This window comes from Mycolicibacterium sp. XJ1819 (assembly GCF_053483675.1).
The window spans coordinates 91,087-112,311 of record NZ_JBEFST010000013.1 but is presented as its reverse complement, the minus strand read 5'-3'; the positions used below and the strand labels follow the sequence as shown (position 1 = coordinate 112,311).

Below are 21,225 nucleotides of genomic sequence, written 5' to 3'. Positions count from 1 at the left end.
ATCGCGTTGACCGCATACACACTGTCCAGCTCCGACGACACCCTGCATCCGCCCCCGGAGGGTGCGGACAGTTGGTGGACGGAGACGTTCTGGTTCACCTTCGCCGTCCCGGAACACAAGCTGTTCGGCAACTTCTATCTCTACTTCCGCCCGTTGCTCAACAGCATCGGCGGGGGTGTGACACTGTTCGACGAAACAGGCACCACGCCATGGGAGACGCCCTATTACTCTCACCAACACCATCTGCCGCTGCCTGGTGACCTCGACATGCGTGACGCCCAACTGCCCGGCGGGTTGTTTCTACGGCAGCGAGAACCCAACAGCGGCTACGACTTCGGGATCGTCAACGACGAGATCGACGCCGACCTGAGCTTCCAGGCCATCGCGCCGCCGCTGATCACCGTGCCCAAGCCGCGGCCACCGTTCACCGATGCCTACCACGTCGACCAACCGGGCCGGGTGACAGGAACCCTGAGGTTGCGTGGAGCGCCGATGACCGTGGACTGCATCCTGATGCGTGACCGGTCCTGGGGCAAGCGGCCCGATCTGCGCGGGGTCAAGGCCGGCTACGACTACGCCTACCGCGACGCCGAGGACGGATTCATGGGTCTGTCGTTGGACCGCGGCGAGGACCGGGTGGTATCGGGATTCATCTGGCGCGACGGTGAACTGAGCAAGGCCGCCGGCGGGTCCCGGCGTGTGCATCGCAAGGGCAACGGCATGCCCGCGGCGATCGACATCGAGGTCGTCGACGAACTCGGCCGGCGGGTCACCGCCCATGGTGAGGTTCTCTCGCAGTTCACCAACCTCGTCTACCCGTCGATGCTGGTGCATCAGAGCCTGGTCGCGTGGGACTATGCAGGCACCACGGTGTTCGCCGAGGACCAGGATGTCTGGGATCCAGTGCAGTGGCGGGCGTTTCGCCGCGAGGGCGTTCTACCCGCAGCCAAGAGGGGAAAATCGTGAAAGTTGGGGTCTACTTCGATCTGCGCAACCCGCCACAGTGGCGGCAGAATCCCTCGCGGCTCTACGGGTTCACGCTGGAAGCGTGCCAGGAGGCCGAACGACTCGGCGCCAGTTCGGCCTGGTTCTCCGAACACCACCTGTTCGAAGACGACTATCTGTCCCAGCCGCTGACGTTCGCGGCGGCGGTGGCGGCACGCACGACGCGCATCCGCCTCGGCACCGCGATCCTGATCGCACCGCTGCATCACCCCGCCGAGATCGCCGAGCAGAGCGCGGTGGTGGACCTGCTGTCCGACGGCCGCCTCGACCTTGGTCTCGGCACGGGGTACCGAGTGCCGGAGTTCGAGCTGTTCGATGCGTCTTTGACCGCCAAGTACCGGCAGACCGACGACACCGCACGCCGGCTTCGCGAGCTGTGGGGGCCAGATGGCGTCAAGCCGGGGACCGTGCAGGAGCGGTTGCCGATCTGGATGGGATACCAGGGTCCGCAGGGGGCCAAGCGCGCCGGCCTGCTCGGCGAGCGGCTGCTGTCGGTGGACGCCACGCTATGGGGCCCGTATTCGGAGGGCCTTGCCGAGGCCGGACACCCGGTCGAAGCCGGGGTGATGTCCGGTGGCATCCAGGGCTGGGTTACCGACGATCCCGAGGGCGACTGGCCGATCGTCTCGAAGCACCTGAGACATCAACTTGATTCGTATCGCCGCCACATGGTCGAAGGCACCGGCCGGCCACCACCGCGGCCCGTGGATCTCGACCGCGTAGTCAACGCGGGTGGTATGGCGCCGTTGAAGTCGTTCACGTACGGCACCCCGGAACACGTCGCAAAGGCGATCAAGGCCGGCACCGCCGGCGCTCCGATCGACACGGTGTTCATGTGGGCGTCTGTCGGCGGTATGAGTGAGGAGCTCACCATGCGCAACATCGAGACCATCTGCACACGGCTGGCGCCACTGTTGGCGCAGGACCAATGACGCGTCGCGAGGCCGCCGACCCGTTCGGCGAGTGGGCAAGCAGCAAAGACGTGTTGATGAGCTACCGCTACCTGGCGTCGGACCCCCGTCCCATCGACCGCACCCACGCCGAGAACGAACTGCGCCTGCGGCGCGATCTGCGCACGCCTGCCGGCGCAATGCTGGCGGCACCGCTGGCGATCGCGATGCTCGACACCGCTGGCGTCAACGTCGACCCGGTGAACATTCTCGCGCTCACCCAGGTCAACATCACCCTGGTCGATGCCGGTATATCTATCGGCGGCGTGCACGTCGCGGGGCGGGTGGCCACGGAGGCGCGTTCCCAGATCTTCACCGAGGCGATGTTTCACGACGAGCGTGACCGAAAGCGGGTGGTGGGCTTCGGTTCTGCCAACTGGTCGGTGATCTGTCCCACGCCGAAGGGCTTCGCCTACCCCGAGTCGGGGGAGGGCGTCGTCGACGCCGCTGATTTTCCGCCGCTGTGGCAGGCGTACACCGGCCGCAGACGTGACGACGGCCTTCTCGAGATTCCCGGATTGCGGCCGGAGATCGGTGCGGAGCGGCTGCACCACGGCCCCATATTGGTCGTCACCGAGGCTGCGGCGCTGCACGTGTGTGCGGCCGAACTGGGCACCGAACAGCTGGCCGTCGAGCAATTGACGACGACGATCATGGCGCCGGGACGCGAAGGCCCGTTCGTCGCTGACCCGCTGTCAGTTGGTGTATTCGGCGACTCAGCGGCTTGCCGGATCGCCCTTCGGGACAGCGGAAAAGATGACCGCCTGGTCGCCACCACTGTGGTGCGCCTGCGGCGACTCGGGGGATGACGGCGACTGCGCCGTCCCGTCACTCGATGAGTTCCGCCACGGCATCGAGCATCGGAAACGCGCACCCGGTCCCTGTATTCCTGAACGGAGACGTCGTTCCGGAAGCCGGTATCCAGAAGCGTGATTCGCAAATCCGATGCGGGCCGCTGAGCGCTCTGCCACGCGACGACAAGCTGTTCTGGCTGTGCCTCGACGTCCTTCAGGGACAGCTGAGTGACGGCAACCAGCACTAACGGAGCACCCGCACCGGCACGTTCTTCCAGCCGACGACGTTCTGCATGCTGACGCGCTCGCAGCGGTCCCAGATCACCTCGTAGCGAGGCATGAAGTCGAGCAACTTGCCCAAGGCGATGGCGCTTTCCATTCGGGCAAGAGCAGCGCCGATGCAGCTGTGGATCCCCAAGCCGAAACCCAGGTTCTGCGCTTCGTTGCGGTCGCGGTCGATGTCGAACACGTCGGGATCAGTGAACGCCTCGGGGTCGCGGTCGGCCGCGCCCACGATGATGAACACGGGTTTGCCCGCAGGAATCGTGCCGCCCGAGAAGTGCATGTCTTTCAACGAGTATCGGACCAGATAGGTCGTTGGCGCCTCGTAGCGCAGCACCTCCTCCACCGCGGCCGCAATCTTCGTGCGATCCGCGAGAAGCTTTTCCCACTGGTCCGGATTGCGGGCGAACAACACCGCGGCGCTACCGATCAGGCGGGTGGTGGTCTCGGATCCGGCGCCACCGAGCACCATCGAAAACCCTGCGATCTCCACATCATCCAGCCGAGACGTCGTACCGTCCTCGCGGTCGATCTCCGCGGCGATGAGCGCGCTGATCATGTCGTCCTGGGGGTTGGCTCGCCGTTCCTGGATGAGGTTGAAATACAACGTTCCCATTTCGGCAAGGGCTGCCCATCCAGCCTCACCCATCGCCATCTCACCAGGTTCGCGGGCGATTATGGTGTCCACGCAATCTCTCACGGTGTGGCACTGTTCCTCGGGGACGCCGAGCATCCGCGCGATGACCTCGATGGGGAAGTGCGCCGAGAAGTCCTGCACCACATCAAACTGGTCAGGGTTGACGGCTGAAAGCCGTCCTTCGATCACCTCTGTGGCCATCTCCTTCAAATTGCCGACCGCTCGCGGTGTGAAGGCCTTGTTGACGAGGCTGCGGAGCCGGCGATGTTCTGGCGGATCCATGGTCAGGATGGACCGCATCTCTGGCGGCAGCCCGTTCTTGATCGTGGCGAGGTCCAAGCCACGAGCAGACGAGAACGACTCGTAATCCTTGATCGCCGCCGACACATCCTCGTGCCGGGTCAGCGCGTAAAAGTCGTACTGCTCGTTGTAGTAGACCGGCGCCTCCTCACGCATCCGTCGGTAGACCCCGTAGGGGTCCTCGAAGAACTCTTTCGAGAACGGATCGAACACCACCTGAGATGCAGTCATGATTGCTCCCTTCGATTCTCACTCGCTTGATCACCCGGCCCAGCCCCGAGTTATGCGCCGCCGATTCAGATCCCCTATACCTTGGTCGCGCCCATGTCCACAGTGAGCTGAGTGCCGGTCACCGTGCGTGACAGATCAGAGGCAAGCCAGACGACGGCATCGGAGATGTCGTTGGGATCGGCCATCGCCCACGGCGGAAGCACGCTGCCGAACGACACCGCATAGTTCGGGTGTTCCGAAAGCATCGTCGCGGTATACGGATCCTCACCCATCGGTGTCGCTACCCCCCACGGATGAATCGAGTTCACCCGGATTCCGTACTCCCCCAATTCAATGGCCGCGCTCTTGGTGAGGCCGACCACACCGTGTTTGGCCGCACTGTAATGCGCCTGACCCGGCAGCGCCTTGATCCCGGCAACCGAACTGATCGCGACGATGGAGCCGCCGTTATCGGCCGAAATCATGTGTGGTACCGCCGTCTTCATGGTGCGCCAGACACCGGATAGGTTGATGTCCACCATCGTCAGCCACTGCTCTTCGGACATCTCCCAGAACCGGCCCCAATTGTTGATGCCGGCGTTGGCGACGACTATGTCGAGGCGATCGCCAAGACCGTGCACTGCATCACCGACGATGTCGTCGAGGGCCGTGAGGTCGCGAACGTCGGCGGTCTTCACGACGAACGGCAATCCGACCTGCTCGAGCAGCCGCGCTGTCTCCTTCAGATCTGCCTCCGTCGCCGGAGCGTAGGTGTTGTGCGCGGCGGCGCTGTCCGCAATGTCGATCGCGATCACCGAGGCGCCTTCACGCGCCAGCCGCACTGCGTGGCTTCGACCTTGGCCGCGCGCTGCGCCGGTGACGAACGCGACCTTCCCGTCAAGCATCCCCATCGGTTCGCCTACCGGTCCGCGACGACGCGGGGACCGCGGGCCGTCCAGGTGGCCATGGAAACCGTCGCCAGATCCATCGTGTCGCTCAACGACATCCTGCCGTCGCCGATGCGGGCGAGGCAGTCTTTGATGACGTCGCTCGGATCACGATCGAGTTCGTAGACGGCGAGGTAGCGATGCGCGGGCGGGGGGAGTTCCGCGTGCAGGCCGTGGTTGTCGGGGACTGTCATCGGGGCGAGCTCGTAGCGCTGCCCGGAGACGATGCCGGGGACGGCAAGCAGATCGGTGACGTGTTGGGAGTCGTACCACTCGTTGTACGCGTCGTCCTGCCCCGCCACCGGGTTGCTGAAGAACAGCATGAGGCGATCAGCCACGGGTGATTCCTTTCTCGTCAGGCCGGTTCAGGCCGGGAAACGGCGGTCGACGCCGACCTTTCGGCGGCGAAGCTGTTCGGTGCGTTCGGACACCTCGATCCGGCGGACGTCGGCGAGTTCATCCGGCAAGTCCTCGAATTTGACGACTTTCGTCTGGGGCGTGGGTGACTCGCGGCTTTCGACCCAGCGATTCGGTATAAACCCGACGGTGTGTCCGGCGGTATCAAGCCAGTTCAGGATGCCGGGGTCGGCGTGGCTGACGACGATCACCACAGAACCGTCTTCTTGATAGTCGGCCTGCTCGCTGTTGATCGACGACAGTCGGTAGCGGTAGTCGACCGAGTTCATCCAGTAGTTGCCCAGCTCGAAGTTCCAGTAGGAGCAGTCCGGTGGCGTCACCCTGATCACCAGGGCCTCATCGGGGGTGATGGTGAAGTAGCAGAAGTGCAGCAGCCGGCCCAAGCTGTTTTCCCCGCCGTCGGTCCAGCCCGGCATGCCGGTGACGAACTGGTTCGGCCGATCGCAGTAGAAGTCGATCCAGTCTGCCCATCTCGTGGAATCCTCGATGAGCCAGTCCATGGTCGCCTTCAGCCCTTTGATCACGGTGTCCGGCGACGGCGGTTGGGGAGCGCCGGTCGCGCCCACCCTCTCGATGCGCAGACGCATGGGTTCTTCGGTGTCCCAGTGCCCGAAGAACTGCCGGATCACCACGGTCTGAGGTCCCGGGGTGGTCTTTATCCAGTTTCCGGTGCGGTGCTCGGGGCTGTACCACACCTCGACGCTGCCGTCCCACTCCACCTGGAGGTCGTCGCCATTGATCGCAGAACCGATCGCCGACTCCGAGCCCGCGGCGAATGACACCCAACGGACGGTCCCCCGGTTTCCGACCACTCGATACGTGTGCGCGCCGTCGATCACAGCGGTCAGATAGTTGCAGTCGGGGTTGTCGCCGAAGCTTTTGTGGATCGGCGTCTGCAGGTGCCACAGCTGTGGGAACATCGGGTCGGCGAATTCCCAATTCTGTTGTATCGCTTTGGTGATGTAGCGCGCGATGTACTGGTAGCCGGCCGCACGGTCCTGCGGCGTGTCCGGCGCGGTCGGCCGGAACACCAGCCGGTCGCCGGCCTGCCGAAGCCGGTCGCAGAAGTCGGCCCACGCAGCCTGGAGTCGTTCGTCGTCGGAAGTGCTCATTCGGTTGCCTTTCACGCCCAAGGGTCGATCAGCACCTTGCACTCGGTGCTCGGACCCCGCAGCGACTCGAATACAGCGGGAAGCTCGTCGAGAGAGACGGTCCTGCTGACCATTGCGCGGGGCTCGGCAGCTCCGCTGTCGAGTGCGGCGATGGTGTGCTGGAACTCACCGGTGGTATAGGTCATCGAAAACTGCAGGCGCACTTGCTTCATCAAGTACAACGCGGGGACGTAGGAATCCGGCACCGTGCACCAACCGAGCACGATCACCGTACCGCGTGGCTGTACCACCTGCATCGCCTGCTCGATGGTGCCTGGCGCGCCCGCCGCCTCGAAAACCAAGCTCGGTGGGCCGTGCAACGCCTCGATCGCTTCGGCGACCGGGTTGTCGCCGGAGACGATGAAGTCGCTGGCGCCGAGTTCCTTGGCATAACGTTCGCGGCGACGTGAAGTCGCCTGCACCACAATCCTGCCCGCACCCATCCGGCGGGCCCAGTACACGGTGCTCAGGGCGATCGGTCCGGCCCCGATCACCAGCACGTCAGTTCCCGGCGGTAGGTGTGCCAGGTGGGTGCCGTGCAAACCCACCGCCAGCGGCTCCACCAGAGCCCCGTCGCTCCACGAAAGGTTCAGTGGGACCTTCACGGCCTGAGGTTCTGCCACGATGGCGTATTCCGAGAAGGCACCCGTGAGTCCGAACAATTTCGGCTCGCCGGTACACCACTGCGGGTCGCCGGCCTGGCAGGTCGCGCACCGCCCGCAGGAGGGTATCGCCAACGCCGTGATGGCGTCTCCGACGGATAGAGTTTCCACCTCGGGGCCGACTTCCACGACTTCTCCGGCGAACTCGTGGCCGAGCATCGCGCCGGGTGGCATCTGCAGAAAGCCCTTCCCATCGGTGAAATGCAGATCCGTCCCGCAGATTCCGCACCGCTTCACCTTGATCAGTACATGTCGGGGGTCCGGTTTGGGGATTGGGCGTTCTTCGACGGCAAGGCCCTTGCCGACACCCTGGAACACCGCTGTCCGCATCGTCACGATGCCTCCTCCCCGAACATCATCGGCCGCATAGCAATATCGACAAGCTCCAGATACCCGCTCTTGGTCTGGTGGATGACGATCGGTGCCGTCGCGTCGGGTTGGTCGGTCCCGACCTTCGCGCACAGCGGCATTCCGCGGCGGCTGAGTTCGGCTGATGCGCTGTTGACGTCGTCGCACCAATATCCGAGGTGGTGCACGTGGCCCGCGCCGGTGACTGTCCACAGAGTGCCCGGCAGCTGGCGGACGAGTTCGAGCCGATGCGGGCCCTCCGAATACGCGAAGCAGAATGAGATGCTGCTCGGGCCGGTCGGGAACCACACGGGCATCTCGACCTCGCCTTCAGCGGACCAGGTGAGGCCTGCCAGTTCGGTGTACTCACGCTTGGCTGCTTCAATGTCTTCGACAACGATGCCGGTGTGAAATAGGTTGTCGAGCTTGATGACCGGTGTGTTCGATGTCTGCGATGTCATAACAGCTCGCGTTCCTTGATGTAGGTGCCGAAATGTTCGTCTATGGTGTCGGGGTCCACACCCAGCGTTTCGGGTTCGTACACATGGGTTCCGTGGCGGTCCTTCGGATGCTCGTCCAGCCAGCGCTGCATTTCGCCGGCTACCTCCACAGGCAGGTCGAGTCCGAAGGCTCGGTAGATCTCGCGCACCACCCCCAGTGGGTCTTTGGTGAAGCGCCGGTAATCCACGTCGTGGAACGACGATTCGCGTCCGCGGCGCGCCTGGTCGGTTCGTCGAATCCCCTCCGCCCATAGCGAGATCTCACGGCGCGCGATCTCGCGTGGATCACGTTCGACACCGATCAGCTTGCTGAGCATGGACAACACGCTCACAACCGAGCCGAGCGCGGCCTGGGGGTCGCGGTGGGTCTGAATGACGCGGGCTCCGGGAAACACGGCGAACAGCTCGTCGATGCACAGTAAATGGCTGGGGTTTTTCAGCAGCCACGTCTTCTCGGGACTTGTCGATCCGAGCAGGCGCAGGAAGTCCGCGTACCGCGCGAGCGATGGCGTCGCATCCTGGGTGAGCATCCACTCGTCATAGGCCGGTATCGACGCCTGCGATCCGAAGTAGTTGCTCACAAAAGATTGGGCCATCGGCACGAGGCACTCATCGGCATCGCCAGGTCCGACGAAGTGCGTGGTTTGCAAGCCCTCGGGCATCGCCTCGGCTTCGGCGACCGCTCGCTGGTAGTCGGGGTCATCACTCCACTGTCGGCGCGGCGGGCGGGGCTTGGGGTAGCTGTGCAACCACTTCTCACCGACCTGAAACCGCGGGTCCACCGATAGCAGCTGGTGTAGAGCGGTCGTTCCCGTGCGCGGTATCCCGACGATGAAGACCGGGGCGCTCAAGCCGATCTGGTCCCAGTGCGCATGCTTTTTCCAGGCTTCCTCGGTACGGAGGCGGGACATCAACGTCCCTGTCACCAGACCACCGGTGAGGGTCTCGAGCTGCTGGTCGTCCAGTCCTGGGATGGCGACGAAAGCCTCGATCAGCCGATTCAGTCCCTCCAGGTAGGAGGTGTCGCCGAAGTCGTCAAGCCCGGTCGCTGCACTCGCTTCGTGATGGAGTTTGTCAATCAGATCGACGCTGTGTCTCACAGTGCCAAGTTGTAGCATTGCGTGTCACTACTTGGCAAGGTGTGCCACTCTCAGCTAGTGTGCGGGCCATGCCAGCAGAACCAGCGCGCGGCGAGGGAGCGCCGGCTTCGATCGGAGTCCGGCGCGCGCGGTTTGCGAAGGAGTTCGTCGCTCGTGAGATCGAGAACACCGCGATCAGCCTCTTTGCTGAGCGAGGCTACGAGAACGTGACGGCGGCCGACATTGCCGAAGCCATGGGGCTCTCGCGCCGCACATTCTTCCGCTATTTCGCGTCAAAGGATCAGGTCTTGCAGGCTCATGCCAAGCGCCTGCACACCCGCGTCATCCGCGCCTTGGAGCGCAGGCCACCCGACGAGAGCGGGACCGAAGCGCTGTGCAACGCGTTTCTCGACACCGCAAACGTCAGTGACGACGAGCGCGAAAGCATGCGGGTTCGCAACCGGGTGCTGCGCGACTACCAGGCGCAGTCCGGGTGGGTGGTGCTTTCACCCGAGGTCGCCGGTCAGCTGACCGAACTCGTCGCGGCGAGAATGGGTCTCGACCCGAACGCGAACGTGCTTCCGCGACTCATCGTCAGCACGATCTGGGCGGCCGTCGACGCCGCTTCCGCTTATTGGGTGGCTTCTGGCGATGACCAACCGCTGACGACCACGCTGCGCTTCGCGTTCGACCAACTGCAGCGCGGACTGCCCTAGGGGCCGGTCAATGCGATATGGAATGCGGGGCAACGGGGGTGCTCCTTGACCACCTTGAGTTCGGCCGCTGCCGGTGTTGTCAAGAAGCCGGTCCGCGCAGTCGGCGGATTTTTCGCGACGGCATTGGACACGTTCGTGTTCATGTTCACGCCGCCGTTCGCATGGTGGGAGTTCGTCACCCAGATCTGGTTCGTTGCCAGGGTGTCGCTGTTACCGGCGCTGTTCTTGTCGATTCCCTACTGCGCGCTTACCGTCTTCATGCTCAACATCCTGCTGACCGATATCGGCGCGGCTGACCTGTCGGGTGTGGGCGCAGCGGTCGCCACTGTCACGCAGATCGGCCCGATCGTCGACGTGCTTGTCGTCGCCGGCGCCGGCGCCACGGCCATGTGTGCCGATCTCGGTGCGCGCACGATTCGCGAGGAACTCGATGCGATGCGTGTGATGGGCATCAACCCGGTGCAGGCATTGATCGTTCCGCGAGTGCTTGCGGGCACTCTCGTCGCGCTGATGCTGTTTGCTTTGGTAACGCTGGTGGGCCTTACCGGCTCATTCTTTTTCGCCGTGTTCGTCCAAAACGTCACGCCCGGTGCGTTTGTCTCCAGTCTGACTCTGCTGGTTGGCATTTCAGATGTGATCGTTGCGATGATCAAGTCGATGCTGTTCGGTTTGGCGGCGAGCCTGATCGCCTGTTATAAGGGCATCACGGCCGGCGGGGGGCCATCCGGTGTCGGCAACGCAGTTAACGAAACCGTCATCTTTGCGTTCATGGCGCTCTTCGCCATCAACGTCGTGGTGACCGCGGTCGGGGTGCAAGTGAGGCCGCGATGAGCCACCCCATGAGCTGGCGCCAAGGTGCGCCGAGCCGGCTGTCGGACCGTGTTCTACGCCCGGGGCGCGCAGTGGCGGCGGGATACACCCGGCTCGGCGAGCAGACGCAGTTCTATGCCAAGACCATCAGATCCATCGGCGACGTCGTCGCGCACTACAAGGTCGAATTGGTCCGCTTGATCGCCCAGATGAGCCTCGGCACAGGGGCGCTGATCATGATCGGCGGAACTGTTGCCGTCGTCGGTTTCTTGACCCTCGCCGCCGGCGCCCTCGTCGGCGAGGAGGGCTACACGACGTTGGAAGGCATTGGCGTTGACGCCCTCTCAGGCTTCGTCGCGGCTTTTGTCAACGTTCGGTTGACCGCGCCGGTGATCGCGGTGGTGGCACTGTCGGCCACACTCGGCGCCGGTGCCACCGCGCAGCTCGGCGCGATGAGGATCAACGAGGAGATCGATGCGCTTGAGGTCATCGGTGTGCGCTCCGTTGCGTACCTGGCATCGAGTCGAGTGGTCGCAGGGGTGATCGTCGTGATCCCGCTCTACTGCGTGGCGCTCGTCATGTCGATGCTGGCGACCCGCGGTGTCGTTGCCGTCTACGGGCAGTCCGCCGGCGTCTACAAACATTATTTCGAGACATTCCTGATTCCGTCGGACATCGCCATATCACTGCTGCTGCTTGTGCTCGCGGCGACCGCGATCATGCTCGTGCACACGTACTACGGCTATACCGCGGCGGGTGGCCCCGCCGGCGTGGGAGAGGCGGTGGGCCGGGCAGTGCGCACCTCGTTGGTGATCAGCGTCATCGTGATTCTTTTCGTCTCTCTCGCCATCTACGGCCCACATGGAAACTTCCATCTCTCGGATTAGAACCGTGGACGCCAAACGAACTGAGAGCCGGCTACATCCGGCGTGGTGGGCGACGATCCTGCTCGTCCTGGTGGTCGGAAGTCTGGCGTTGTGCGTCGCCGCCTTCAACCGTTCGTTCATATCCAGAGTTCCCGTGACACTCACCTCGGATCGGTCCGGCCTGGTGATGGAGCCAGGCGGAAAAGTCAAGATGCGCGGCGTGGAGGTTGGCCGCGTCGGCTCGATCAAGGGCGGTGGGGACGGCGTGAGCCTTCAGCTGGAGATCGATCCCGACCAGATCCGCCACATTCCCGCCAACGTCGACGCGCAGATCAGGGCCACCACCGCGTTCGGCAACAAGTACGTCGACTTGACCTATCCGGAAAAGCCCGACCACAAGCGCTTGTCGCGCGGGCAGGTCCTGCACTCGCGCAATGTGAGTACCGAAGTCAACACCGTTCTGCAGAACCTGCTCAATCTGCTCCACCAGGTCCCACCCGCCAAGCTCAACGCGATCCTGTCGACGTTGGCCGGTGGGCTTCGTGGACAGGGCGAACGGATTGGGGAGGCGATCACTGCCGCCGACGAGGCGCTCAGACAAATCAATCCTCGCAGCGAAACAATTCGCGCTGACTTCCGCGCGTTGGGCGCTTTCAGCGATACCTATGGTCTGGCCGCGCAAGATATCTTGGCCGTTCTGAATTCGATCAGCACGACGAGCATCACCTTGACACACCACGCAGACGAATTGGATTCGTTGTTGCTGAACGTGATTGGCATGGCCAACGCGGGCATCGATCTGATCGGCCCTAATAGGCAGAATCTGAGCGAGGCGGTGAACACGCTGGAACCGACGACCGCCCTGCTGTTGAAATACAGCCCGTCCTACACCTGCCTGCTCCAGGGCGCCAAGTGGATGCTGGACAACGGCGGTTATTACACAGCCGGCGGCCACAACGGATACAGCCTGATCACCGACAGCACTGCGCTGCTGGGGAACGACCCTTATGTGTACCCCGACAACCTGCCGATTGTGGCTGCCAAAGGCGGGCCGGGCGGGAAGCCGGGCTGCGGGTCACTGCCTGACCCGACGAAGAATTGGCCAGTGCGCCAGCTGGTGACCAACACCGGCTGGGGTACCGGCATGGATATCCGAGACAACGTCGGACTGGGCCACCCCTGCTGGGGAAACTGGTTCCCGGTGACCCGCGCCGTACCCGAACCGCCGAGCATTCGTTGCCAGGGGCCGCCCTCACCCGGACTGGTGCTGCCCGCATCTGCGCCCCCGCCGCCTGTGCCACCTCCAGCGCCACCTCCCGCACCCGAGCCTGCGACGGCCCCGCAGCCCGTCGATGCCCCAACCCCGTGATCGCGACGTGACTGAAAGAGCAGCGACGAACCAATGGTGAATCGATGATGAGACGGAACAGAGCCGGCACTTTGTGGCGGGTGGCCGTCTTTCTGGCGGTCTGCTCGCTCGGCATCGTGGCGATCGTCGCGGTGTTCGGACAGGTGAGATTCCAGCCGGAGAAGACGTACAACGCCGTCTTCAGCGACGTGAGCGGGCTGAGGGGCGGCAACTTCGTCCGGATCGCCGGCGTGGAGGTCGGCAAGGTCAAAAAGGTGACGGTGCGTGATGACGCCACCGTGAATGTGGAGTTCACGACCGACGATTCGGTGGTCCTCACCGAGGGCACCAAGGCCACGATCCGGTACCAGAATCTGGTGGGTGATCGGTTCCTCGCGCTCGAGGACGGCGCGGGGGGCGTCAAACCCCTGCAGCCCGGGCAGACTATTCCGCTGGACAGGACCGCACCCGCCCTGGACATCGACGCGCTGATCGGGGGATTCCGGCCGCTGTTTCGTGCCCTTGACCCGGATCAAGTCAACTCCTTGACAGGACAGTTGATCGCTGCCCTTCAGGGACAGGGGCCTGCCATCAACTCAATTCTTACCCAAACTGCTTCGCTGACCAGCACTTTGGCCGATCGCGATCAACTCATCGGAGACGTGATCGACAACCTCAACATTCTCCTCGGATCGCTTGGTGATGAGAGTAGGCAGTTCGACAGCGCATTGGACTCGCTTTCACAGCTGGTCGCGGGGCTGGCCGAGCGCAAGGCGGAGATCAGCGAAGGGGTGGCCAATATCGACGCCGTCTCCGGTTCCGTGGTGAGCCTGCTCTCCCGCGCACGGCCGCCCTTGCAAAACACGGTCCACCAGTTGGATCGCGCGACGAGCATCATCGTCGCCGACCACGAGTATGTCGAGCGGTTGATCGACGAACTGCCCGACAAATACAAGATCCTCAACCGGCAGGGTCTCTACGGCGACTTCTTCAGCTTCTACCTGTGTGACGCGATCCTCAAGCTCAACGGGAAGGGCGGACAACCCGTGTACGTCAAGGTTCTCGGCCAACACACAGGGCGGTGCACGCCCAGATGAAGACGTTCGGCGAACGCAACCCAATTCTCGTCGGTGCAGTTGGCATCGCGGTCACGGCCGCCGTCGTCATGGCGAGCCTGCAGTACAAGAGCCTGTTTGTCGATACGGGCAAGAGCTACAGCGCATACTTCGCCGAGGCAGGGGCGCTGCATCCGGGGGCGAAGGTGCAGGTGTCGGGGGCCGAGGTGGGCGAAGTCTCCGACGTCGAGCTCGAAGGACCGCGAGTCCTCGTCAGGTTCAAGGTATCTGACGACGTACGTCTCGGAGACCGCACCGAAGCGGCGATCAAGACAGACACGCTTTTGGGCACCAAGATCGTAGAAGTATCGCCTCGTGGGGACGGGCAACTGTCCCATCCGATCCCGCTCGAGCGGACACGGTCGCCCTACCAGCTGCCCGATGCCCTCGGCGATCTCGCCTCCACGATCAACGACCTCGACACCGGCCGCCTGTCGGAGTCGCTGGAGATGTTGTCGCAGACATTCCAGGACACGCCGCCGGCTCTCAGGGGTGCCGTCGAGGGCTTGACGCGATTTTCAAAGACCCTGAACAACCGTGACCAACAGCTTCGCACTCTGCTCGTCAACGCCAACAAGGCGACAACGGTGCTGGCCAAACGCACCGATCAGGTGGTCGGCCTGATTCGGGATGCCAACGCCCTGCTCGCACAACTGCTCTCGGAAAGCAGTGCCCTGGACTCGATTTCGGGTCGCCTGTCGGCCCTGAGTAAGCAACTGTCGGGTCTGATCGCCGAGAATCGCCAGCAGCTGCGACCGGCTCTGGACAAGGTGAACGGCGTGCTCACCATTGTGGATGACCGCAAGGAGAAAGTGCAGCAGTCGATCAAGATGCTCAACGACTATCAGTTGTCGCTCGGTGAATCGGTGAGCTCGGGTCCGTTTTTCAACGCCTATGTGGCGAATCTGTTGCCCGGCCAATTCCTCCAGCCTTTCATCGACGCAGCATTCTCCGATCTGGGGCTGGACCCCGCCACGGCACTGCCGTCGGAGTTGACCGATCCGCAAACCGGACAGAAAGCCATACCTGCGCTGCCGCAGCCCTACCCGCGCACCGGGCAGGGCGGGGAGCCGCGCCTGACCATACCCGACGCCATTACGGGAAACCCGGACGATCAGGCGTGCGGGTTGCCCGGCATACCGATGCCCGGGCCCGGCTGTTATCCCTACCGTGAGCCGCCGCCTGCCCCACCGCCAGGAGGACCACCGCCCGGGCCGCCGGCGCCGACGCCCGGAGTCGGATCGACGCCCGAGCCGACACCGCGGCCGATGTACGAACCGGCACCTGGCGAGCCCGGGGCTCCTGTCACACCGCCGCCGGGAAGCCCGGGCGGAGTGGGAGGTATGCCGTGAGTATTAACCGCACCGGCAGGGTTGCCGTCGCCGTGCTGCTCGTCGTCTGTCTGGCGGCCGCTGTGGTCATGGTCGTGCTGAATCACACGCGGACCGGCAGAACAGAGGTGATCGCCTACTTCGACAACAGCAATGGCCTCTACGAGGGCGACGATGTGATGATCCTCGGTGTGCCCGTCGGCTCGGTCGACAAGATCGAACCGCAGCCCCAACGCGCGAAGATCACCTTCCACGTCGACGCCAAGTACAAGGTGCCCGCCGAAGCCAACGCCGTGATCATCAACCCGACACTGGTTTCGGCGCGAGCGATCCAACTCACACCGGCATACACCTCGGGGGCCGTGATGCGCGACGGCACCGTCATTCCGCAGGAGCGCACCGCGGTTCCAGTCGAATTCGACGATCTGCGTGAGCAACTGGAGAAGTTGACGCAGATGCTGCAACCCACACAACCCGGCGGGGTCAGCACGCTGGGCACCTTAGTCAACACCGCCGCGAACAACCTCCGCGGCGAGGGCGCGAACCTCCGCCAGACGCTGATCCAGCTGTCTGGTGCGCTCTCGATCCTAGGCGATCACAGCACCGACGTTTTCGGCGCACTGAAGAACCTGTCGGTACTCGTCTCCGCGCTTCGCACCAGCACCGGTCTGATGCGTCAGCTCAACGTCAATCTCGCCTCGGCCACGGACCTTCTCTCTGACGATTTCAATGAGATCGGGGACGCGGTGAAGGACCTGAACGGCGCCCTCAGCGACGTGCAGACCTTCGTCGCGGAGAATCGGGAGCCCGTCGGCATAGCAGCAGACAAGTTGTCGTCCATCTCCCAAGCACTCGTCGAAAGCCTCGACGACGTCAAGCAGACGCTGCACGTCGCGCCCAACGCCTTCCAGAATTTCCTCAACATCTACGAACCCGCACACGCCTCGTTGACCGGCACCTTCGCGCCCAACAACTTCGCCAACACGGTCCAGTTCATCTGTAGTGCCATACAGGCGGCCTCGCGACTGGGCGCCGAACAGTCCGCGAAGCTATGCGTGCAGTATCTGGCGCCAATCATCAAGAACCGCCAGTACAACTTCCTGCCCATCGGCGAGAACTTCTTCGTTGGCCCGCAAGCGCGACCCAACGAGGTGACCTTCAGTGAGGACTGGCTGCGGCCGCTGACCGAGGCCGGCCGGGTGCGCGATTTCTATGAGGGGCCGCTACCGGCGAACCAGGCCCCGCCACCGCTGCCAAGCGGGGCGACGCCGACCGATCCGGCCGCGGGCCTGACCGGGATGATGGTGCCGCCGGGAGGTGGGTCATGATCGGAATCCCGGTGCGCCGTTGGCGACGCGTTGTCACGGTCGTATTGGTCCTGGCCGCACTGGCCGCCGCGGGTGGGTGCGACTGGCAGGGGCTGAACTCGCTGCCGTTACCCGGAACCGCAGGTCGCGGTCCCGGGTCCTTTACCGTGCATGTTCAGCTGCCCGATGTGTCCAATCTCCAGGAGAACTCGCGGGTTCGGGTCGGGGACGTGACGGTTGGCAACGTCGTCGACATCCAGCGGCAGGGCTGGCATGCGTTGGTCATCGTCCGACTCTCCGGCGATGTGGACCTACCGGAGAACGCCGTCGCCACACTGGGACAGACCAGCCTGTTGGGTTCGATGCACATCGAGCTCGCGGCACCTACGACCGTGGTGCCCAAGGGCAAGCTTCATCAAGGTTCGCTGATCCCGCTGACCTCGACGGGTTCCTATCCCTCGACCGAGGACACGCTCGCGGCCGCGTCGATGCTGCTCAATGGAGGCGGGCTAGGTCAGCTTCAGGACGTCACCAAGGCGTTGAGCACAGCGTTCAGCGGCCGAGAGCAGGACGTCAGGAGCCTGGTCGACCAACTCGAACGGTTTGTGACCTACTTGGACGACCAGAGCGGCGACATCATCTCCGCCACTGAGAAGCTCAACGGTTTGGTGGGACAGTTCAGCGCGGCCGACCCCGTGGTCGATCGGGCGCTGAAGACCCTGCCCGATGCCCTGGCGGTGCTGAAGGACAATCGCGTCAAGCTCGCCGACGCAGTCGACCGATTGGGTGAGTTCAGCGGGCTGACCGCCGACACCGTGGACGGCATCACCGACAGCTTGGTCGCGGAGCTGAATCAGCTTGGGCCGGTGGTGGATTCGCTGGCAAATGCCGGACCCGCACTCACCCGCTCGCTGAGCATGCTGGCAACCTACCCATGGCCCAACGAGACCCTGGAGAACTGGTGCCGCGGAGACTACTGCAATCTGACGTTGGTCATGGATTTGACGCTCAGTCGGCTGGACTCCGGGCTGTTCACCGGTACGCGGTGGGAAGGCGATCTGACCGAGCTGGAGCTGCAGTGGGGGCGCACCATCGGCCAACTGCCAAGTCCCTATACCGCGGGCAACCCGCTGATCATTCCGTACCGCTGGGACCAGGGGCCGTGAGATGTTGACGAGGACGATCAGAATTCAGCTCGCGATCTTCATTGTGGTGGCAGTGGCCGCGATGAGCTATGTCGCGCTGTCGTACATGAAGCTGCCGTCGAACCTGTTCGGGGTCGGCCGCTACACCGTGAGGGTGGAACTGGCTGAGTCTGGGAACCTGTATGCCAACAGCAATGTCACCTATCGCGGCACGACTGTCGGCCGGGTGACCGCTGTGCTGTTGACGGACAAAGGCGTCGAGGCGGACCTTTCGTTGAGGTCGGATATCCCGATTCCCTCGGACGTGGAGGCGGCGGTGCACAGTGCGACGGCTATCGGCGAGCAGTATGTCGCGTTGACACCCAAAGAAGGCGACACCGTTCCGTTGAGGAACGGCGACGTGATCCCGCAGGACCGCACGGAGGTTCCTCCGGACATCAGTACCCTGCTTGACGCCGCCAACCGCGGCGTGGAAGCCATCCCGAACGAGAATCTCAAGACCGTCATCGACGAGGGCTATACCGCACTGGCAGGTCTTAGCCCTGAGTTCTCCCGGCTGGTGCAGGGCGCGACATCAGTGGCGATCGGCGCCGGCGAGAACCGCGCGGCGCTCACCACCCTGATCGATCAGTCCCAACCGGTTCTGGATTCGCAAATCGACACTGCGGACGCAATTCACGCATGGGCGGCGAATCTGGCGACGATCACGGGTCAGCTGCAGACCGAAGACACCGCGTTGGCGGGAGTCCTCGAGAAGGGGCCGCAGGCGGTCGACGAGGTACGGGCGCTCTTCGATCGGGTCAAGCCCACCCTGCCGATCCTGCTGGCCAATCTCGTCAGCGTCGAGAAGGTGGCGATCGTCTACCAACCGGCCATCGAGCAGCTACTGGTGCTGTTGCCGCAAGGCGTGGCCGCCCCGGCTGCGGGTCTGGTGCCGAATCTGCGCACCAAGGGCGACTATCGTGGCTTCTTTCTGGACTTCAACCTGAACATGAACCTGCCCCCGGCGTGCCTGACCGGATTCCTGCCGACACAACAAAAGCGCAGTCCGGTGTTGGAGGACGCGCCGCCCCGCCCGCCGGGTGGCCTGTACTGTCGGACGCCGCAGGATTCGATGTGGAATGTTCGCGGCGCGAAGAACTATCCGTGCCTGGCGGATCCGGGTAAGCGTGCGCCGTTCGTGTGGATGTGTGAGAGCGACCAGCAGTACGTGCCACTCAACGAGGGGAACAACTGGAAGGGTGACCCGAACGCCACGTTGTCTGGACAAGACATTCCACAACTGCCGCCCGGATCCGAGGCTCTCGCTCCGTCGCAGGGAATCCCTCCGCCGGCGCCGGGACAGGGGGCACAGGTGCCGACTGGTGCTGGGGCACCCGCGCTACCCGTCGCCGAGTACGACCCGGCAAGTGGTCGCTATGTCGGACCCGACGGCCGCATCTACACGCAAACCGACCTGGTCCGGGGTGCGGCACAAGGGAATTGGCAGTCCATGCTTGTTCCGCCGACCAATTGAGCGCAGCGGGAGACCTACCCCGAGTTGTCAGGGCGTTCTCGCCCGATCAAACCAGCCCGAGCTGTTCGCGGATCTGTCGCGTGTACTTCAGTCCATCGCCGAACGGGTAAAGGACCCAGTCCTCCAGCTGATTGCGGGCCAGTACGAAGGTGAAGGGTGCACCCTGGGCCTCGGCATGCTGTTTTAGGACAAGTCCATCCGGAGCGAGCACCGATGTGGACCCTTCGTAAACGTAGGTCGGCGGCAGCCCGTCGAGTGAGCCGTACAGTGGGCTCACCATTGGATCGGTGAGGGACAGGTCACCCGCCCACAAGCGACCGACGCGCCTGCCCTCATCGGGGTCAGCCAGCGGGTCGTCGGCAAGCGCGAGGTTCGGATTGCTGAATGTGAGGTCCAGCACTGGGGATGCCAGCACCATGGAAGCCGGTTGGGTGGCGCCTCGACCGGCCAACAGCTGCGCTGCCGCAAGTGCGATCGTTCCCCCGGCCGAATCGCCGAAGACACTGACGTTTTCGGCGCCGTGGTCCTCGACGTGCTGCTCGATCAGGTCGGCGATCGCAGGCACCACGGTGCCTGCCGTGCCGCCGTCCTGCACAAGCGGGTAGATGGGCACGACCACCGTGGCGCCTGTGCTGCGGGCCATCTGTGAGTAGTAGAGCCAGTGCGGGATGCTGGGCTGCAAGCTGAATCCGCCTGCGTGAATCGCCACCACGTACTTGCCCGATGGATCGGACGGTGCGATTTCCCACACCTGCATGCCTTCGAACTCGGATTGCCGGACCCGCTGGCCGAATGTGAAGAAGAACGGCGGGCGGGTGGCGGAGGCAAGCCCGACGACTTCGCGGATCAGCGTTCTGCTGTCGATCCCCACCAACTGCAAGACGTCGTGCACCGCTCGAAGGGCCAAGACTTCGAGGTTGGCGAACAGCGACGGCGGTGCTGCGGTGAACGCGGCATCGTATTCGGCCTGGGTCAGGGGTGTCGCGGTTGACGGACCGGTGGCAGCCGTGGCGGTGACAGCCGCTGTCGCACGGTCGGTTGTGACAACGGAATCGAGACTTTCGGATCCACGGCGGCCTAAAGCCAGCAGTGCCCAGGAGATCGGGCCTCGGGTATCACCCGGCACGTCGGACATCGGAGCAAATGGCGTCAGTATCGAGGTGAGCACGGTGGACACCGTTTTCGCCACCGTGCCCGCAGGCGTGCCGGCCGCTACGGCTAGGCTCGTCGAGCTGGGGGAGGGGGCGGAAGTCTCTGTGACTTTCGGAGTTACCGGGGTGGCGGCGGTGACGGCATCGTCAGTGATCGTGTCTCCCGGGGATCGTCGAGCGACGACTTGGGTGGCGCCGACTCGGGAGGTCGGTTTCGTCGACTTGCCGTGTCCCTCCGCACGTGCCGCGTCATCGGGGTCATGGGTGTCGTCCCCGATACTGAAATGGTCGACCGTGTCTTCGTCTCGGTCCCGTTCTCGGCCAGCGCGTTTCGTGGCATTCCTGCTCGCGTTGGCGCTCGTCGCCTTTTCCGTAGTCGCTGACCCTGTCTCCGAGCTCTTCGCGGAGGACATCGAGTCCGACGACGATGACGAGTCCGCCGATGACGATGACGAAGACGATGACGCGTCCGCGGTGTCCGCCCGCGCTATGCCACCGGCGAATCCGGACAACACGCCGAATCCGACACCCAGGGCCACAGCGAGACCGCCGACCCTTCCGATGAACGACGCCGCGCTTGAGCGGCGCGCGACACCGCTCTGAGTCCCAGAGTTGGGAATCGTGCTCATGATATGGGG

21 protein-coding genes are annotated in these 21,225 nt (G+C 64.0%); 13 read left to right on the top strand and 8 right to left on the bottom strand.

Going from position 1 to position 21,225, the window contains the following annotated elements:
- Positions 1-6: 6 nt before the first annotated feature.
- From ABQE89_RS15995 to ABQE89_RS15980, 4 genes are read left to right on the top strand one after another with little or no spacing between them, the layout of a single operon-like run.
- Positions 7-966 (top strand): DUF7064 domain-containing protein, encoded by a 960-nt coding sequence (locus ABQE89_RS15995; RefSeq protein WP_448418243.1) that lies wholly within the window; start codon positions 7-9, stop codon positions 964-966.
- Positions 963-1,937, top strand: a complete 975-nt coding sequence (locus ABQE89_RS15990) for an LLM class flavin-dependent oxidoreductase (protein WP_448418241.1) — start codon at positions 963-965, stop codon at positions 1,935-1,937. Before ABQE89_RS15995 ends, ABQE89_RS15990 begins: the two co-directional genes overlap by 4 nt.
- Positions 1,934-2,764 (top strand): hypothetical protein, encoded by an 831-nt coding sequence (locus ABQE89_RS15985; protein ID WP_448418239.1) that lies wholly within the window; start codon positions 1,934-1,936, stop codon positions 2,762-2,764. The genes ABQE89_RS15990 and ABQE89_RS15985 overlap by 4 nt, the downstream gene beginning before the upstream one ends.
- Before the next feature lie 26 nt (positions 2,765-2,790).
- Positions 2,791-2,997: a hypothetical protein gene (locus tag ABQE89_RS15980; protein WP_448418237.1), complete on the top strand. Its 207-nt coding sequence runs from the start codon at positions 2,791-2,793 to the stop codon at positions 2,995-2,997.
- Here the strand turns inward: ABQE89_RS15980 and ABQE89_RS15975 are convergent.
- The 7 genes from ABQE89_RS15975 to ABQE89_RS15945 all read right to left on the bottom strand — a co-directional run bounded on the left by ABQE89_RS15975 (position 2,994) and on the right by ABQE89_RS15945 (position 9,303).
- Complete coding sequence (locus ABQE89_RS15975; RefSeq protein WP_448418235.1) at positions 2,994-4,199, bottom strand: cytochrome P450; 1,206 nt, start codon at positions 4,197-4,199, stop codon at positions 2,994-2,996. The genes ABQE89_RS15980 and ABQE89_RS15975 overlap by 4 nt on opposite strands.
- A 74-nt stretch (positions 4,200-4,273) precedes the next feature.
- Positions 4,274-5,089: a mycofactocin-coupled SDR family oxidoreductase gene (locus ABQE89_RS15970; RefSeq protein WP_448418233.1), complete on the bottom strand. Its 816-nt coding sequence runs from the start codon at positions 5,087-5,089 to the stop codon at positions 4,274-4,276.
- A gap of 8 nt (positions 5,090-5,097) precedes the next feature.
- Positions 5,098-5,463: a hypothetical protein gene (locus ABQE89_RS15965; RefSeq protein ID WP_448418231.1), complete on the bottom strand. Its 366-nt coding sequence runs from the start codon at positions 5,461-5,463 to the stop codon at positions 5,098-5,100.
- A 27-nt stretch (positions 5,464-5,490) separates the two neighbouring features.
- Positions 5,491-6,654, bottom strand: coding sequence for a DUF1214 domain-containing protein (locus ABQE89_RS15960; protein WP_448418229.1), 1,164 nt, complete (start codon positions 6,652-6,654; stop codon positions 5,491-5,493).
- 11 nt (positions 6,655-6,665) lie between these two features.
- The gene (locus tag ABQE89_RS15955; RefSeq protein WP_448418399.1) at positions 6,666-7,685 is read right to left on the bottom strand and encodes an alcohol dehydrogenase catalytic domain-containing protein; all 1,020 of its coding nucleotides are present in this window, start codon (positions 7,683-7,685) and stop codon (positions 6,666-6,668) included.
- Positions 7,686-7,687: 2 nt separating this feature from the next.
- Positions 7,688-8,164 carry a VOC family protein gene (locus ABQE89_RS15950; protein ID WP_448418227.1) on the bottom strand — a complete coding sequence of 159 codons (477 nt, stop codon included), beginning with the start codon at positions 8,162-8,164 and terminating at the stop codon, positions 7,688-7,690.
- Positions 8,161-9,303, bottom strand: a complete 1,143-nt coding sequence (locus tag ABQE89_RS15945; RefSeq protein WP_448418225.1) for a sulfotransferase family protein — start codon at positions 9,301-9,303, stop codon at positions 8,161-8,163. The genes ABQE89_RS15950 and ABQE89_RS15945 overlap by 4 nt, the downstream gene beginning before the upstream one ends.
- 68 nt (positions 9,304-9,371) lie before the next feature.
- On the opposite strand from ABQE89_RS15945, the gene ABQE89_RS15940 reads away from it, so the two are divergent.
- The 9 genes from ABQE89_RS15940 to ABQE89_RS15900 are packed head-to-tail and all read left to right on the top strand — an operon-like array spanning position 9,372 to position 19,436.
- Complete coding sequence (locus ABQE89_RS15940; RefSeq protein ID WP_448418223.1) at positions 9,372-9,998, top strand: TetR family transcriptional regulator; 627 nt, start codon at positions 9,372-9,374, stop codon at positions 9,996-9,998.
- Positions 9,999-10,043: 45 nt separating this feature from the next.
- Entirely contained in the window at positions 10,044-10,829 is a 786-nt protein-coding gene (locus ABQE89_RS15935) for an MlaE family ABC transporter permease (protein WP_448418221.1), read from the top strand.
- An 8-nt stretch (positions 10,830-10,837) separates the two neighbouring features.
- Complete coding sequence (locus ABQE89_RS15930; protein WP_448418219.1) at positions 10,838-11,695, top strand: ABC transporter permease; 858 nt, start codon at positions 10,838-10,840, stop codon at positions 11,693-11,695.
- Positions 11,696-11,699: 4 nt separating this feature from the next.
- Positions 11,700-13,043, top strand: coding sequence for an MCE family protein (locus ABQE89_RS15925; protein WP_448418217.1), 1,344 nt, complete (start codon positions 11,700-11,702; stop codon positions 13,041-13,043).
- A gap of 47 nt (positions 13,044-13,090) precedes the next feature.
- A complete protein-coding gene (locus ABQE89_RS15920) occupies positions 13,091-14,119 on the top strand; it encodes a virulence factor Mce family protein (protein WP_448418215.1) in 1,029 nt (342 codons plus the stop codon).
- Positions 14,116-15,489 (top strand): virulence factor Mce family protein, encoded by a 1,374-nt coding sequence (locus ABQE89_RS15915; protein ID WP_448418213.1) that lies wholly within the window; start codon positions 14,116-14,118, stop codon positions 15,487-15,489. The genes ABQE89_RS15920 and ABQE89_RS15915 overlap by 4 nt, the downstream gene beginning before the upstream one ends.
- The gene (locus ABQE89_RS15910; RefSeq protein ID WP_448418211.1) at positions 15,486-16,796 is read left to right on the top strand and encodes an MCE family protein; all 1,311 of its coding nucleotides are present in this window, start codon (positions 15,486-15,488) and stop codon (positions 16,794-16,796) included. Before ABQE89_RS15915 ends, ABQE89_RS15910 begins: the two co-directional genes overlap by 4 nt.
- The gene (locus ABQE89_RS15905) at positions 16,793-17,941 is read left to right on the top strand and encodes an MCE family protein (protein ID WP_448418209.1); all 1,149 of its coding nucleotides are present in this window, start codon (positions 16,793-16,795) and stop codon (positions 17,939-17,941) included. The genes ABQE89_RS15910 and ABQE89_RS15905 overlap by 4 nt, the downstream gene beginning before the upstream one ends.
- A 1-nt stretch (position 17,942) precedes the next feature.
- Positions 17,943-19,436: an MCE family protein gene (locus tag ABQE89_RS15900; RefSeq protein WP_448418207.1), complete on the top strand. Its 1,494-nt coding sequence runs from the start codon at positions 17,943-17,945 to the stop codon at positions 19,434-19,436.
- A 46-nt stretch (positions 19,437-19,482) separates the two neighbouring features.
- Here ABQE89_RS15900 and ABQE89_RS15895 read toward each other — a convergent pair whose 3' ends face one another.
- Positions 19,483-20,613 (bottom strand): alpha/beta hydrolase fold domain-containing protein, encoded by a 1,131-nt coding sequence (locus ABQE89_RS15895; protein ID WP_448418205.1) that lies wholly within the window; start codon positions 20,611-20,613, stop codon positions 19,483-19,485.
- Positions 20,614-21,225: the final 612 nt, after the last annotated feature.

Coding starts and splice junctions, on each gene's coding strand:
- ABQE89_RS15985 (WP_448418239.1), top strand. CDS start 1,934: ATGACGCGTCGCGAGGCCGCCGACCCGTTCGGCGAGTGGGCAAGCAGC.
- ABQE89_RS15980 (WP_448418237.1), top strand. CDS start 2,791: ATGAGTTCCGCCACGGCATCGAGCATCGGAAACGCGCACCCGGTCCCT.
- ABQE89_RS15975 (WP_448418235.1), bottom strand. CDS start 4,199: ATGACTGCATCTCAGGTGGTGTTCGATCCGTTCTCGAAAGAGTTCTTC.
- ABQE89_RS15970 (WP_448418233.1), bottom strand. CDS start 5,089: ATGGGGATGCTTGACGGGAAGGTCGCGTTCGTCACCGGCGCAGCGCGC.
- ABQE89_RS15960 (WP_448418229.1), bottom strand. CDS start 6,654: ATGAGCACTTCCGACGACGAACGACTCCAGGCTGCGTGGGCCGACTTC.
- ABQE89_RS15955 (WP_448418399.1), bottom strand. CDS start 7,685: ATGCGGACAGCGGTGTTCCAGGGTGTCGGCAAGGGCCTTGCCGTCGAA.
- ABQE89_RS15950 (WP_448418227.1), bottom strand. CDS start 8,164: ATGACATCGCAGACATCGAACACACCGGTCATCAAGCTCGACAACCTA.
- ABQE89_RS15940 (WP_448418223.1), top strand. CDS start 9,372: ATGCCAGCAGAACCAGCGCGCGGCGAGGGAGCGCCGGCTTCGATCGGA.
- ABQE89_RS15930 (WP_448418219.1), top strand. CDS start 10,838: ATGAGCTGGCGCCAAGGTGCGCCGAGCCGGCTGTCGGACCGTGTTCTA.
- ABQE89_RS15920 (WP_448418215.1), top strand. CDS start 13,091: ATGAGACGGAACAGAGCCGGCACTTTGTGGCGGGTGGCCGTCTTTCTG.
- ABQE89_RS15915 (WP_448418213.1), top strand. CDS start 14,116: ATGAAGACGTTCGGCGAACGCAACCCAATTCTCGTCGGTGCAGTTGGC.
- ABQE89_RS15905 (WP_448418209.1), top strand. CDS start 16,793: ATGATCGGAATCCCGGTGCGCCGTTGGCGACGCGTTGTCACGGTCGTA.
- ABQE89_RS15900 (WP_448418207.1), top strand. CDS start 17,943: ATGTTGACGAGGACGATCAGAATTCAGCTCGCGATCTTCATTGTGGTG.